Here is a 12982-nt window from a genome sequence, read left to right as displayed (position 1 = left end):
GTGATGGTGCCCGGCACAGTCGGAGGAGGAAGAAACGTGGCAACACCCCCAGACGGTTCGTCATCGGCGAACTGGTCCCCTGGCCATGGCCAGGGTGGTCAGCACGACGGCGGCCCGAACAGGTACAACTTCCCCTCCGCGCCGAGCCACCGGCGCCAGCCGTACGCGCAGCCCCAGCAGCCGGGCCCGCGCCCGTACGACCAGGGCACGCCGGCGCACGCGCCCCGTATCCAGCCCGTGCAGCCCCAGCGGCGCGCCCCCGAACCGGCGCCCGCCGGGTCGGCGAGCAACCCCCTGGTGCGCCCTTACGCCATGACGGGCGGCCGCACCAGGCCGCGCTACCAGCTCGCCATCGAGGCGCTGGTGCACACCACCGCACAACCGCACCAGTTGCAGGGCCAGTTGCCCGAGCATCAGCGGATCTGCAATCTGTGCCGCGAGATCAAGTCAGTCGCTGAGATCTCGGCACTGCTCACCATCCCCCTCGGCGTCGCCCGAATCCTCGTAGCCGACCTGGCGGAGGCCGGACTTGTCGCCATCCACCAGCCCGGCGGCGACGAGTCCGCCGGCGGCCAGCCAGACGTGACACTGCTCGAAAGGGTGCTCAGTGGACTTCGCAAGCTCTAGCGGAGGAGCAACAGCCCGCTCCACCACCAGCGCGAAAATCGTGGTGGCGGGCGGCTTCGGCGTGGGCAAGACCACGTTCGTCGGGGCGGTCTCTGAGATCAACCCGCTGCGCACCGAGGCCGTCATGACGTCCGCGTCCGCGGGCATCGACGACCTCACCCACACCGGAGACAAGACCACCACGACGGTGGCCATGGACTTCGGTCGCATCACCCTGGACCAGGACCTGATCCTGTACCTCTTCGGTACGCCCGGTCAGGACCGCTTCTGGTTCATGTGGGACGACTTGGTCCGTGGCGCCATCGGCGCGGTCGTCCTGGTCGACACGAGGCGGCTCGCCGACTGCTTCCCCGCCGTCGACTACTTCGAGAACTCCGGGCTGCCGTTCGTCATCGCCCTCAACGGCTTCGACGGCCACCAGCCCTACACGCCCGACGAGGTCCGCGAGGCGCTCCAGATCGGCCCGGACACCCCGATCATCACCACCGACGCACGACACCGCGCGGACGCGAAGAGCGCGCTGATCACGCTGGTCGAGCACGCCCTGATGGCGCGGCTCCGTTAGCGTCCACCTTTTTCTCGCCCGTCTCCGTCAGTTCCGGCTGTAGTGGTCGAACTGGGTCACGCCCTGGTAGCCGTAGCTCTCGGCGTGCAGTTCGTGCAGGGCGACGCCGCCGCGGGCGAGCGGTCCCAGGAGGTCCGTCAGGAGCGCGGCGGCTCCGGTGATGAAGGCCGCCTTCTGTGCGGCGCTGCTGGTGCCCGCGGTGATGCTGACCTCCAGGTGCGCGTCGCGGGCGGCGTCGGTCAGGGGCTTGCCGCCGACGTGGTAGCGGTCGGCCGGAACCAGGTCGAGGTGCACGATGGTGCGCGCGCTCGACTTGCCGAGGGCCGAGACCGCCAGGCCGGTCAGGCCCTCGGCGAGGGCGCGCCGGACGTCGGCGGGCAGGGCGGGGTCGGTGACGGTGGCCCTGATGTGCGGCATGGCTCTCCTCGGTGCGTGCGCTGACGCTTGCTCGGTGCGTGTGCTGTCGCTTGCTCGGGGCAAGCCTCGCCCCGGCCCGCGTCATTGATCCAACGCATAGCTGTCATAGACGTATGAGGCGGCCGCATGACCGTGAACTTCCCGCAGCTCAGGGCCTTTCTCGCCGTCGTGGACGCGGGCGGTTTCAGCGCGGCCGCCGCCGATCTCCGCATGAGCCAGTCCGCGGTGTCGCACGCCGTGGCCTCCCTCGAACGCGAACTGGCCGCCCCGCTGTTGATCCGGTCGCCCCCGGTGCGGCCCACCGTGCTCGGCGAGCGGCTCCTGCCGTACGCCCGTACCGCGCTGTCGGCGGTCCGGTCGCTGGAGGAGGTGGCGGCCGACGCCGCCGGGGCCATGACGGGCACCGTGCGGCTCGCCTCGACCCCCACGGTCTGCCGGGGCCTGGTGCCCGGTCTGCTGCGGCACTGGCGCGAGGACCAGCCGCGGATCACCGTGCGGGTCTTCGAGGGCGACAGCGCCGAGGTCGCTCAGTGGCTGGAGAACGGCACGGCCGACGCCGCCGTCCTGATCGACCCGCCGCCGGGCCCCGGCGTCCGGCTCGCCCTGGACGGCTACCGCGCGCTGCTCCCCCGCGACCACCCGCTCGCGGGCGAGGCGCTCGTCGACGTCCGTGAGCTGGAGGACGACGCGTTCCTGATCTCGCCGGGTGGCTGTGAGTCGCGGGTCCGCGAGCTGCACCGCCTGGCCGGGGCGCGCATGGCCCCCGCTCACCGGGTACGGGACCTGGCCACCCTGATCAGCATGGTGCAGGCCGGCATCGGCGTGACCGTCCTGTCCGAGGTCTCCCGCTCCCTGGTCCCGCCCGACCTGGTCCTGCTGCCGGTGACACCCCGGGCCGCGCGCCGCCTGGTCCTGAGCGGCCCGCGCGCCCGCCCCTGGCATCCGGCGGTACGGGCCCTGGCGGAGTCGGCCGCGGACCATCTGGCGCGTACGAACGTTCCGGCGCCGCCCTGAGACGCGTGAGGCCCCGCCTTCCCGACGCGGGGAAGGCGGGGCCTCAGGGCGGTGCGGTGTGTCAGCCCTGCCAGCTGTGCGGGGCGCGGAAGCCCGGGGTGCGCTCCAGGCGGCGCCAGCCGGCCTTGTCACGGCCGCGGCGGACCGGGGCGGTGGGCCGGGCGGCGGCACGGGCCAGCAGGATCGCGGTGATGGCCGCGACTTCCTCGGGCTCGGCGTGGCCCTTCTCGACGCGAATGTCGGGGGGTGTCATCTGCAGCGTTCTCCTTGTGGGCTACTGCGGCGCGGACGCGGTGGTTGCCGCTACTGCGGAGGGTTGCCGTGCTTGCGCGAGGGCAGGTCGGCGTGCTTGTTGCTGAGCATCGCGAGGGAGTTGATGAGGATCTCGCGGGTCTCGGCGGGGTCGATGACGTCGTCGACCAGGCCGCGTTCGGCGGCGTAGTACGGGTGCATCAGCTCGGCCTTGTACTCCTTGACCATGCGGGCGCGCATGGCTTCGGGGTCTTCGGCGGCGGCGATCTGGCGGCGGAAGATGACGTTGGCCGCGCCCTCGGCGCCCATCACCGCGATCTCGTTGGTCGGCCAGGCGTAGGTCAGGTCGGCGCCGATGGACTGGCTGTCCATGACGATGTACGCGCCTCCGTAGGCCTTGCGCAGGATCAGGGAGATGCGGGGCACGGTCGCGTTGCAGTAGGCGTAGAGGAGTTTCGCGCCGTGGCGGATGATCCCACCGTGCTCCTGGTCGACGCCGGGCAGGAAGCCGGGGACGTCCAGAAGGGTGACGATCGGGATGTTGAAGGCGTCGCACATCTGGACGAAGCGGGCCGCCTTCTCGGAGGCCTCGATGTCCAGGACGCCCGCCAGGGACTGCGGCTGGTTGGCGACGATGCCGACGACCTTGCCGTCCAGGCGGGCCAGGGCGCAGATGATGTTCCGCGCCCACCGCTCGTGGACCTCCAGGTAGTCGCCCTCGTCGACGAGCTCCTCGATGACCTTGGTCATGTCGTACGGGCGGTTGCCGTCCGCCGGGACCAGGTCGAGCAGCACGTCGGAGCGTCGGTCGGCCGGGTCGTCGGACTCGTGCGCCGGGGGGTTCTCGCGGTTGTTCGACGGCAGCATCGCGATGAGGTAGCGGACCTCGGCGAGGCAGGTCTCCTCGTCGTCGTACGCGAAGTGCGCGACGCCCGACGTCTCGGCGTGCACGTCGGCGCCGCCCAGGCCGTTCTGGGTGATCTCCTCGCCGGTCACCGCGCGGACCACGTCCGGCCCGGTGATGAACATCTGCGAGGTCTCGCGGACCATGAAGACGAAGTCGGTGAGCGCCGGACTGTAGGCGGCGCCGCCCGCGCACGGGCCCAGCATCACGCTGATCTGCGGGATGACACCGGAGGCTTTGGTGTTGCGCTGGAAGATCCCGCCGTATCCGGCGAGGGCGGAGACGCCCTCCTGGATACGGGCACCGGCGCCGTCATTGAGGGAGACCAGCGGGGCACCGGCCGCTATGGCCATGTCCATGATCTTGTGGATCTTCGTGGCGTGCGCCTCGCCGAGCGCGCCGCCGAAGATCCGGAAGTCGTGCGCGTAGACGAAGACCGTACGGCCCTCGACCGTGCCCCAGCCGGTGATGACACCGTCGGTGTACGGCTTCTTGGCCTCCAGGCCGAAACCGGTCGCCCGGTGCCGGCGCAACTGCTCGACCTCATTGAACGAGCCCGGGTCGAGGAGCAGTTCGATCCGCTCGCGTGCGGTCAGCTTGCCCTTGGCGTGCTGCGCCTCGGTCGCCTTCTCGCTGGGCCCGCGCAGCGCCTCCGCACGGATCTCGTGCAGTTCGGCCACGCGCCCACGCGCGTCGGTGGGCTCGCCCCCGGGGGAGGCGGTCTCGTCCAAAACGGTCATGTAGCGACCTTACGGAGCGTCCCTGGGGAAACGGACCGTCGACTCTGTACAGTCTCCGGGCCGTTTTCCTGGCACCCCCGGACAGAAGAGGGCGGGGTTACTGAACAAGTGACTGCTCAGACCCGCGCCCTCTGTGGGGTTCCTACAAAACACCGTCTCGGAGGCGGCCTCGGGGGCAGCCTAACGGTCGGCCGGTCTGTTGAGAGACGCCTCACAGCGGCGGTGCGCGCACCCTGTCATGGCGGGCTACTTCGGGTCGCGGTTGAACTTGGAGGTCGACCAGTAGTAGCCGAGGACGGTCAGGCCCAGGCACCAGGCGGCGGCGAGCCATCCGTTGTGGCCGATCTCGCTGCCCAGGAGCAGGCCGCGCAGGGTTTCGATGGCGGGGGTGAAGGGCTGGTACTCGGCGATCGGCTGGAACCAGCCGGGCATGGAGTCGACCGGGATGAAGGCACTGGAGAGCAGCGGCAGCAGGACCATGGGCAGTGCGTTGTTGCTGGCGGCCTCGGCGTTCGGGCTGATGAGGCCCATGCCGACGGCGACCCAGGTGAGTGCCAGGGCGAAGAGTACGAGCAGTGCGAACGCGGCCAGCCACTCCAGGGCGGTGGCGTCGGTGGAGCGGAAGCCGATGGCCACGCCGACGGCGCCCACGAGGACCACGCTGGCGATCGCCTGAAGGACGCTGCCGACGACGTGCCCGATCAGTACGGATCCGCGGTGGATGGCCATCGTGCGGAAGCGGGCGATGATGCCTTCGGTCATGTCGTTGGAGACGGAGACGGCGGTGCCGACCACGGTGCCGCCGATGGTCATCAGCAGGATGCCGGGTACGACGTAGGCGATGTACGCGGAGCGATCCGCGCCGCCGGTGCCGATGCCCGCGCTCATGGCGTCGCCGAAGATGTAGACGAAGAGCAGCAGCATCATGATCGGCGTGAGCAGGAGGTTCAGGGTGAGGGAAGGGTAGCGGCGCGCGTGCAGGAGGTTGCGGCGCAGCATGATGTTCGCGTCGCGGACGGCGAGGGTGAGGGAGCTCATCGGACGGTCTCCTTGGGGACGTTGGTGCTCGCATTGCTGGTGCTGGTGCTGCTGCTGGTGAGCGCGAAGAAGACGTCGTCGAGGTCGGGGGTGTGCACGGTCAGCTCGTCCGCCTCGATGCCGGCGGAGTCGAGCCGGTCGAGGATGGAGCGCAGCTCGCGCTGACTGCCGTCGCTGGGGATCTGGAGGGCGAGGGTCTCGTCGTCCCTCGTGACCTCGCGCAAGGCGGTGGCGGCGCCCTGGTAGGCGGCCGGGTCGGTGAAGCGGAGCCGCACGTGTCCGCCGGGGATGAGCCGCTTCAGCTCCTCCGCGCTCCCCTCGGCGGCGATCTTGCCGTCGTTGAGGACGGCGATGCGGTCGGCGAGTTCGTCGGCCTCCTCCAGGTACTGGGTGGTGAGGAAGACGGTGACGCCGCCGGTGACCAGTTCGCGGATGATGCCCCACATGTTGTGGCGGGAGCGGGGGTCCAGGCCGGTGGTGGGTTCGTCGAGGAAGATGATGCGGGGGTTGCCGACCAGGGTCATGGCGATGTCCAGGCGGCGCTTCATGCCGCCGGAGTAGGTGGACGCGGGCTTCTTCGCGGCCTCCACCAGGTCGAAGCGCTCCAGGAGTTCGGCGGTGACCCGGCGCCCCTCGCGCTTGGACAGGTGATGCAGATCCGCCATGAGGAGCATGTTCTCCTCGCCGGTGATCAGCCCGTCGACGGCGGAGAACTGCCCGGTGACACCGATCGCGGCCCGCACCGCCTGCGGATCGGTGGCCGGATCGTGGCCGCCGACGCGCAGATCGCCGGCGTCGGCGGTGATCAGGGTGGAGAGGATCTTCACGACGGTCGTCTTGCCGGCCCCGTTCGGCCCGAGCAGCGCGAAGACGGTGCCTGCCGGGATACGAAGGTCTATGCCGTCGAGTACGGCCTTGTCGCCGTAGGACATACGCAGACCGACAGCGGAGACGGCGGCGGGCGGCTCCTGGCCGTTGGCGTGAATGGACGTGGGCATGACAGATGAAGGCATGGGGCCCTCCAGGTCGAAGGCTGGGGTGGCTGGGATGGAAGGGAGGGGGTCAGGCTCGGTGGAGGGTGATGTCACCCATTCCTGTGCGGGCCCGCAGCTTCAGCGTGTCCGCCGGGTCGGTCGGCGGCTCGGATTCGTCCAGGGGCTGGCTTACCGCGCCCGCGCGTGTCCGTACGTCCAGCCAGGCCGCCGTGCCCTCGCGGATGCCGATCTCCAGCCGGCCCGCGGCCGTTTCCAGCACCGCGGTGCCGCGCACCAGCTCGCCCACGCGGATGGCGCCGTTGGCGGACCTGACCGTGACGTCCGCCGTCGCGCGGTCGATGGTGACGGAGCCGTTCGACGCCTTCACGGTGAGGTCGCCCCCGATCTCCCCGAGGCTGGTCACGCCGTTGGAGTTCTTGGTCGTCACCGTGCCCGTGACCTCGCCGAGCCGGATCTCGCCGGAGGCGGTGGTGACACGGGCCGGGCCGGTCACGCGGCCCACGGAGACATCTCCGTACCCCGTGGTCAGCTGGACGTCGGCCGCCTGCTCGACCTGGACGTCACCCGCGGACGTCTTGACCTCGCAGTCACCGAGCCTGCCCCGCGCCGAGAAGTGCACCAACCCGGTGTTGGTCCGCATCCCGGAGCCGGCCGGCAGCGTGATCTCCACGTCGATCGACGAGCCCTTGCTGAACGGGGAACGGTCCTTGGGCCCCTTGACCAGGAGCGTGCCGTTCGCGAACTCGACCCGGGTGCGTTCGGCGGCCTTGATGTCCGCGTCCCGGGTCGCGCTGCCGGGTCGTACGTCGACGACCGTCTCGGTGCCGTCCCCCGCGTTGACGCGGAGCGTTCCGGCGTCGAAGGAGACGGTGGCGGTGATGGGCTTGGGCGTGTCGAAAGCAGGCATGGCTGTGCCGTCCTAGTGGCTCGACGAGCCCTGGAGGGCTCGGTGTCGGTACGTTGCGGTCGCGTTCTGGCTGAGGCGCTCCGAGGGAAGGTCAGCGCACCCAGCCCGTGTAGCCGTTGCCGAAGGCCGGGCCGCCACGGTGGCCGGCGGACCCACCCGGCTTGCTGTCCGGCTGGTCCAGGGCGGCGGAGACCGCCCGGACGAGCCAGGCGTTGACCGAGAGGCCGTCGCGGCTCGCGGCCTCCTCCACGCGGGCCTTGACGTGGGCCGGCAGGCGGAGGTTGATGCGGGCCGTACTGCCGTCGTCCGGGACGTCCGAGGCCGGGGCCGGGGGCGCGGCGGGCGGCGCCGGCTTCGACGCCATGAGGGCCAGGTACTCCGCCTGGGCGTCGAACGGTTCCGCCGCCGGCGGGGGCGTCACCACGAACTCGGGGTCGAGGCCGCGCAGCCGCACGTCGACCGAGCCCGGCGCGAGATCGCTGGTGATCTCCTCCGCTGCGGCCGACAGGGCGTTCAGCAGCGTGAGCCGGGCGGCCGACTCAAGGGGGGCGGTGAGGCGCTCGGCCAGGGCGCGGGCGTCGTCGCCACCGGCTTCGGCGGCGACCGCGAGCTCCTGCCGGAGCTGGTCGACGTACTGCGTGAGGTTCATGACGCCATCGTGGCACCAACGTGGCGCCATGGCAAGCGCCGACGGTGCCATTACCGCGACTGGAGCGATCACAGCCACCTCTTTCCGCAGGTCAGGTGGGGTGCAAGGAAAGTTGGCTCCGAGGTGGCACCGAAGTGGCGCCATGCCCACACCGGCATGGCTATGCTGCCGTCGTGTGGGAGAGCGGCGCGGAAGAGGAGATATACCGGGAGGCCGTCCTCGCCTGCCTGGAGAGACCCGGTCTGGCCAAACGGCTGGAAGCGCGGCCCGGAGTCACCGCGGACACCGTGGTCGACGTCATGTGCGCGGAGGAGAACGTCTCCCGGGTCCTGCGGGCGTTCGCGCCGCAGCACCGCGCCTACCGCGCGGCCTCGCGCCGGTACCGTCTGGCCGAGGAGCGGTTCGAGGCATCGTCCGCGCAGACGCGCCCGAATGGACGCGCCGGCTGCGCCTACGTGTTCGCCGCCGTCGCCGCCGTCGCGTGGCTGCGCGGCGTCCCCTTCCGCTACGGCCTGGCGGTGCCGCTCCTCGCGTGTGCGGCCGCCCTGGCCTTCTCCCTGCGGCACCGCGTCGCCCGGAAGCAGCTGTGGCGCTGGGTGTGGACGGGCCTGCTCGGGCTGGTCGCCGGGGCGCTGTGGCTGCCGCTGTGCCAGAAGGGCCACCTCTGGTCCCTGGACATGCGACTGCACGGCCTGGCGCGCGAAGTGCGCGCCGTCGTCGACGAGTTGCTCGGTGACGACCTCGACTCGCTGCTGCTGCCCGAGAGCCAGCAGGGGCTGCGCTCCTCGGGCGGTCGCAGGTATCTCGTCGAGAGCGACGCCGCCCGGCGCCTGAAGCGGAAGCTCGCGCAGATGGACGGCGGGACGATCGCCGTCAGCGGTCCGCGCGGGGCGGGGAAGACCACGCTCCTGGAGAACTGCGTCGAGGAGGGGGACTTCTTCGTCTCCGCGCACGCCCCGGCGACGTACACCCCCCACGACTTCCTGACCTCCCTCTTCATACGGGTCTGTGAGGAGTACATCTGGCAGGCCGGCTACTCCGCGCCGCAGTTCGTGCGGCTCCCCCACTTCAACCGCGCCGTGCGCCGCTTCGTCCCCGCGCTGAAGCGGCTCGCGCGGTGGCTGGGGTTCGCCGGGCTCGCGGGCGGGCTGATCACGCTCGGGCTGTTCGCGACGGTGCGGTCCCTGGAGGCCACGTACGCACCGCGGGCGCGGGAGTGGTTCGCCGGGCACGCCGATCAGGTCACCGGGCTCGCGCGCGACGTGTGGCAAGGCGACGCGGCGGGCGCGGGCCTGGTCCTGGCCTGCGCCGGCATGCTCGTCTGGGCGCTGCGCCGGAACACGGTGATGCCTCCCGTGCTGTTACGGGCGGGGCAGTCGCTGTACCGCGGCCTCATCGCCGCTCTGATCTACGGGCCCTTCGTCTCGCTCGCCTTCGACCCCGATGTGCGGCGGCACCTGGAGGCGCTGCTCGCCAACGACCTGATCTTCCTGCTCCTGCTGCTGTCGGCGCTGGTCTGGCCGATAGGCACCCGGTGGAGCCACCCGGTCCTGCTCGGCGCCCGCCGCCTGTACCCGTACGCCCTCCTCGGCATGCTGCTCTGGCTCGACGTGACCCGCCCGGTCTTCACGGACTCCGAGAACCCGGCCCGCATGTGTCTGTGGATCACCGGTCTGGCGCTCGACCAGCTCAGGCGCAGACCCCCGCACCTCTTCCGGCCCGAGCCGAGGCTGGTCGCCGCCTGCCGCAACCACCTCTACCGGTTGCAGACCGTGCAGACGTCCACGGCCGTCATGAACACGGGGGCCAGCCAGCTCCTGACGCTGGGCACCTCCCACTCCACGTCCCTGTCCACGGTCCCGCCCAACTACCCCGCGCTGGTCCAGGACTTCCGTACGCTGCTCAAGCACATCGCCCGCACGATGCACAACGACGAGCGGCGCGTCATCATCGCCGTCGACGAGGTGGACCGGCTCGGCACCGACGTGCAGGCGCTCGCCTTCCTCGGGGAGATCAAGGCGATCCTCGGGGTGCCGCGCGTGCACTATCTGATCTCGGTCGCCGAGGACGTCGGTGCCGCGTTCGTGCGGCGCGGGCTGCCGCACCGGGACGTCACGGACAGCTCGCTGGACGAGGTCGTCCACGTACAGCCGGGTGTCCTCGCGGAGTCGGCGGCGATCCTGCGGAAGCGGGCGCCCGGCATCTCCGATCCGTACATCCTGCTCGCGCACGCGCTCTCCGGTGGTCTGCCCCGGGATCTGATCCGGTACGGGCGGCGGCTCCTGGAGATCCAGGAGGCGACCCAGCACTTCGAACTCGCCGACATCTCACGGGCGATGGTCCTGGAGGAGCTGGGCGAGACCCTCTCCGGGTTCCGCACCCTCCTCGCCAAGCAGCAGTGGACCCCGGACACCAGCGTGATCCTCGGCTCCTTCCGCACCCTGGCGGGGCATCTGCGGACCGGCGCCTACCGGGAGCCCGAGCTGCGACAGGCCCTGGAGTACTTCGCCGTCCACGCGGTGCGGGAGCGGTGGCTGTCCGACGTCCGGGGCGAGGGGCCGCCCGGCGAGGCGGAGCCGCTCATCGACGAGGCGGCCACCTACGCCTACTTCTCCCTCACCCTCCTCGACATCTTCGGCAGCGACGGGTTCGGCCGCCGCAGGACGGAGGCGGCCGGGCGGGCACCGGACGGCGATCCCGAGCTGCTCGCGGAGGCCCGGCTCGAACTGGCCGTGTCGCCGTACAGCGCGAGACCGCTCATCGACGGGATACGGCGGGCCTGGAGCCTGTCGACACACGCCGAGTAGCGGCGCGAGCCGAGCCCAAGCGTGAGGCCCCCGCGAGCTGATCGCGCCTGCCGCGACCGGCGTCCGCGCGTTACGGTGTCGCCGTGCCGGAGTTCATACAGCAACTGCCCGCGCTCATCGGCGTGATCGTCGGTGCGCTCGGGTCGTACATGGCGATCATGCGGGGGGACCGGGTCCGCTTCCGGCGGGAGCAGGCGGCCCGTTGGGAGGAGCGGCGGCTCGCGATCTACACCGAGTACGCCCGGGTCCTGAAGCAGTCCGTCACCCTGACCTACCGCGTCGCCGCCCACCTCGGCAACGATCCCCACCCGCACCCCCTCTCCCCCGAGGCGGCCGCGCCGCACTTCACGGAGGCCGCGGACGCCCGCGATCCGGCCGGGGAGGCGCTGCTCATGCTGGGGGCGCCGGACGTGGTGGACAAGGCGCGGATCTGGGTGCTCACGGTGATCGAGATGGAACGGTTCCTGCGCGACGACCCGCACGACCCGGACGCGTGGGCCGGAATGCTGGAGCGACAGCGGACCGCACGGCAGGGGTACTACGCGGCGGTACGCCGGGACCTGGCGCTGCCGCCGGGCCATTCGGGCCGCTGGTCGGCAACGGCCCCCTGAGACGACCGAGCGACGACCGGGCGACGACCGGGCGACGACCGGCCCTAGAATCCGCCGCCCCCGCCGAAGTCGCCGCCGCCTCCGAAGTCGCCGCCGCCCCCGAAGTCCCCGCCGCCCCCGCCGAAGCCGCCGCCGAAGTCCCCGGGGTCGAAGTCCGCCCCCGAGTAGTCCCCACCCCCATAGCCGCCGCCGACATCCCCGTACCCGGCGCCGTAGTCCGCCGCGTACGCGGGACCGGCCATCATTCCGCCGAGCATCGTGCCGATGAGCATCCCCGGCAGGATGCCCCCGCCGAAGTATCCGCCGGCCCACGGCCCGTACGCGGGTCCCGCCTCCCAGTAGGGCCGTCGCTCCCCGGACTCCGTGGCCACGGTCCGCACCATCGGGTCCTGGCCGTCCGCGAGACGCGCCGCGTCCGCCGCGCACACCGGGACCTCACGCTCCGCACCGCCGACCGGCGCCCACAGCGCGTCCTTCACCGAGGGGCCGTGCCGCGGGTCGAAGAAGCACGGGGCGCGCCGCTCCGGCAGCTCCCGTCCCTCCCGCCGCGCCGCGAGCAGGGCCAGCGAGAAGCGTCCGTCCTCCAGTGCCTGGGTCACGCTCCGCACGTCGTCGGGGCGCGTCGCCGCGGCCATGTACGACTTGGCCTTCTCGTACGCGTCGAGGGCGCGTTCGTAGTCGGCGCGCATCGCGTCGTCGGCCCCCGCCTCCGCCGGGTGGAAGTCGAGCCGGTCGAGCTCCTCGCCGAACGCGGTGATGTCCTCGTCGACGACGACGGACAGCTTGCGCAGCGCCTCGCGCTGCGCCTCGTCGTGGCGCCGCTTCTTGCGCCGGATCACGGCGTACGCACCGGCACCACCGGCCACGATGACCACACCGACGCCCGCCAGGGCGCCCACGGAGACGCCGTCGCCCTCGGGGCCGCCGCTCCAGGACTGCGGGGCGCTGCCGGGGATCTGTGTGATGGCCTCGTCGACGAAGTCGTTGAGCTGGGTGTTGGTGTCCTCGCCGCGCACCAGGGAGACGAGGTTGGTGACGGCGTTGCGGCTGAGCACGGAGTGGTCGGCCTTGGCGTCGAAGCCGTCGCCAAGGCGTACCGCGTACACCCCGGTCACGCCCGTCTCGGTCCGCAGCTTCTGGAATATGTCCTGCCGCGGGAAGTCCTGCGGCAGCACGGCCACGAACACCGGCTTGTCCGCCTGCTCGATCTTCAGCGCGAGGGCGTCCGCCTGGGAATCGGACAGCTGGTCCGACGCCGCGGGGTCGACGTACACCGGGCTCTTCTCCCAGGCCTCGGCCACCTCGGACGTACTGGACGCGGCCGACGCCCCGGGCGCCCCCGTGAAGGACGCGGCGCCCAGGGCGAGCAGCAGCCCGGACAGCCCCACACTGATCCGTTTCGTCCTGTTCCTCATACTTAGAACGTAACTCAGCGGGGCCGTCGAGGGAGGTTCGG

The 12982-nt window shown here is 71.4% G+C and carries 13 protein-coding genes; 5 read left to right on the top strand and 8 right to left on the bottom strand.

The window, feature by feature from the left end:
* Nucleotides 1-36: 36 nt before the first annotated feature.
* Both ACWDVB_RS07480 and ACWDVB_RS07475 read left to right on the top strand, forming a co-directional pair.
* Nucleotides 37-627, top strand: coding sequence for a DUF742 domain-containing protein (locus ACWDVB_RS07480; RefSeq protein WP_451515745.1), 591 nt, complete (start codon nucleotides 37-39; stop codon nucleotides 625-627).
* Complete coding sequence (locus tag ACWDVB_RS07475) at nucleotides 608-1192, top strand: GTP-binding protein (protein ID WP_030361923.1); 585 nt, start codon at nucleotides 608-610, stop codon at nucleotides 1190-1192. Before ACWDVB_RS07480 ends, ACWDVB_RS07475 begins: the two co-directional genes overlap by 20 nt.
* A gap of 27 nt (nucleotides 1193-1219) precedes the next feature.
* Here the strand turns inward: ACWDVB_RS07475 and ACWDVB_RS07470 are convergent, their stop codons facing one another.
* Nucleotides 1220-1609: a tautomerase family protein gene (locus ACWDVB_RS07470; protein WP_451515744.1), complete on the bottom strand. Its 390-nt coding sequence runs from the start codon at nucleotides 1607-1609 to the stop codon at nucleotides 1220-1222.
* Between the two features lie 126 nt (nucleotides 1610-1735).
* Here ACWDVB_RS07470 and ACWDVB_RS07465 point away from each other — a divergent pair, with 126 nt between their 5' ends.
* Nucleotides 1736-2623 (top strand): LysR family transcriptional regulator, encoded by an 888-nt coding sequence (locus tag ACWDVB_RS07465; protein ID WP_451515743.1) that lies wholly within the window; start codon nucleotides 1736-1738, stop codon nucleotides 2621-2623.
* Nucleotides 2624-2684: 61 nt separating this feature from the next.
* On the opposite strand, the gene ACWDVB_RS07460 is transcribed toward ACWDVB_RS07465, so the two are convergent.
* The 6 genes from ACWDVB_RS07460 to ACWDVB_RS07435 all read right to left on the bottom strand — a co-directional run bounded on the left by ACWDVB_RS07460 (nucleotide 2685) and on the right by ACWDVB_RS07435 (nucleotide 8108).
* Nucleotides 2685-2876, bottom strand: a complete 192-nt coding sequence (locus ACWDVB_RS07460; RefSeq protein ID WP_451515742.1) for an acyl-CoA carboxylase subunit epsilon — start codon at nucleotides 2874-2876, stop codon at nucleotides 2685-2687.
* 50 nt (nucleotides 2877-2926) lie between these two features.
* A complete protein-coding gene (locus ACWDVB_RS07455) occupies nucleotides 2927-4519 on the bottom strand; it encodes an acyl-CoA carboxylase subunit beta (protein ID WP_451515741.1) in 1593 nt (530 codons plus the stop codon).
* A 246-nt stretch (nucleotides 4520-4765) separates the two neighbouring features.
* On the bottom strand, nucleotides 4766-5557 hold the full coding sequence (locus ACWDVB_RS07450) for an ABC transporter permease (RefSeq protein ID WP_451515740.1): 792 nt from the start codon (nucleotides 5555-5557) through the stop codon (nucleotides 4766-4768).
* A complete protein-coding gene (locus tag ACWDVB_RS07445; RefSeq protein WP_451515739.1) occupies nucleotides 5554-6555 on the bottom strand; it encodes an ATP-binding cassette domain-containing protein in 1002 nt (333 codons plus the stop codon). Before ACWDVB_RS07445 ends, ACWDVB_RS07450 begins: the two co-directional genes overlap by 4 nt.
* A 64-nt stretch (nucleotides 6556-6619) precedes the next feature.
* Nucleotides 6620-7459 carry a DUF4097 family beta strand repeat-containing protein gene (locus tag ACWDVB_RS07440; RefSeq protein WP_451515738.1) on the bottom strand — a complete coding sequence of 280 codons (840 nt, stop codon included), beginning with the start codon at nucleotides 7457-7459 and terminating at the stop codon, nucleotides 6620-6622.
* A 91-nt stretch (nucleotides 7460-7550) separates the two neighbouring features.
* On the bottom strand, nucleotides 7551-8108 hold the full coding sequence (locus ACWDVB_RS07435) for a hypothetical protein (protein WP_451515737.1): 558 nt from the start codon (nucleotides 8106-8108) through the stop codon (nucleotides 7551-7553).
* Between the two features lie 173 nt (nucleotides 8109-8281).
* Here ACWDVB_RS07435 and ACWDVB_RS07430 point away from each other — a divergent pair, with 173 nt between their 5' ends.
* Together ACWDVB_RS07430 and ACWDVB_RS07425 are read left to right on the top strand one after the other, a co-directional pair.
* Complete coding sequence (locus tag ACWDVB_RS07430) at nucleotides 8282-10915, top strand: hypothetical protein (RefSeq protein WP_451515736.1); 2634 nt, start codon at nucleotides 8282-8284, stop codon at nucleotides 10913-10915.
* An 83-nt stretch (nucleotides 10916-10998) separates the two neighbouring features.
* Nucleotides 10999-11526 (top strand): hypothetical protein, encoded by a 528-nt coding sequence (locus ACWDVB_RS07425; RefSeq protein ID WP_451515735.1) that lies wholly within the window; start codon nucleotides 10999-11001, stop codon nucleotides 11524-11526.
* Nucleotides 11527-11570: 44 nt separating this feature from the next.
* Here the strand turns inward: ACWDVB_RS07425 and ACWDVB_RS07420 are convergent, their stop codons facing one another.
* Nucleotides 11571-12941, bottom strand: coding sequence for a hypothetical protein (locus ACWDVB_RS07420; protein WP_451515734.1), 1371 nt, complete (start codon nucleotides 12939-12941; stop codon nucleotides 11571-11573).
* Between the last annotated feature and the right edge of the window lie 41 nt (nucleotides 12942-12982).

The sequence above is a fragment of the Streptomyces sp. NPDC003379 genome (assembly GCF_053589195.1).
This window is presented reverse-complemented; position numbering and strand designations above follow the sequence as displayed.

What these genes read in the sequence shown, in the direction of transcription:
- ACWDVB_RS07470 (WP_451515744.1), bottom strand. Translation starts at nt 1,609, where the DNA reads ATGCCGCACATCAGGGCCACCGTCACCGACCCCGCCCTGCCCGCCGAC.
- ACWDVB_RS07460 (WP_451515742.1), bottom strand. Translation starts at nt 2,876, where the DNA reads ATGACACCCCCCGACATTCGCGTCGAGAAGGGCCACGCCGAGCCCGAG.
- ACWDVB_RS07465 (WP_451515743.1), top strand. Translation starts at nt 1,736, where the DNA reads ATGACCGTGAACTTCCCGCAGCTCAGGGCCTTTCTCGCCGTCGTGGAC.
- ACWDVB_RS07440 (WP_451515738.1), bottom strand. Translation starts at nt 7,459, where the DNA reads ATGCCTGCTTTCGACACGCCCAAGCCCATCACCGCCACCGTCTCCTTC.
- ACWDVB_RS07445 (WP_451515739.1), bottom strand. Translation starts at nt 6,555, where the DNA reads ATGCCCACGTCCATTCACGCCAACGGCCAGGAGCCGCCCGCCGCCGTC.
- ACWDVB_RS07420 (WP_451515734.1), bottom strand. Translation starts at nt 12,941, where the DNA reads ATGAGGAACAGGACGAAACGGATCAGTGTGGGGCTGTCCGGGCTGCTG.
- ACWDVB_RS07455 (WP_451515741.1), bottom strand. Translation starts at nt 4,519, where the DNA reads ATGACCGTTTTGGACGAGACCGCCTCCCCCGGGGGCGAGCCCACCGAC.
- ACWDVB_RS07435 (WP_451515737.1), bottom strand. Translation starts at nt 8,108, where the DNA reads ATGAACCTCACGCAGTACGTCGACCAGCTCCGGCAGGAGCTCGCGGTC.
- ACWDVB_RS07450 (WP_451515740.1), bottom strand. Translation starts at nt 5,557, where the DNA reads ATGAGCTCCCTCACCCTCGCCGTCCGCGACGCGAACATCATGCTGCGC.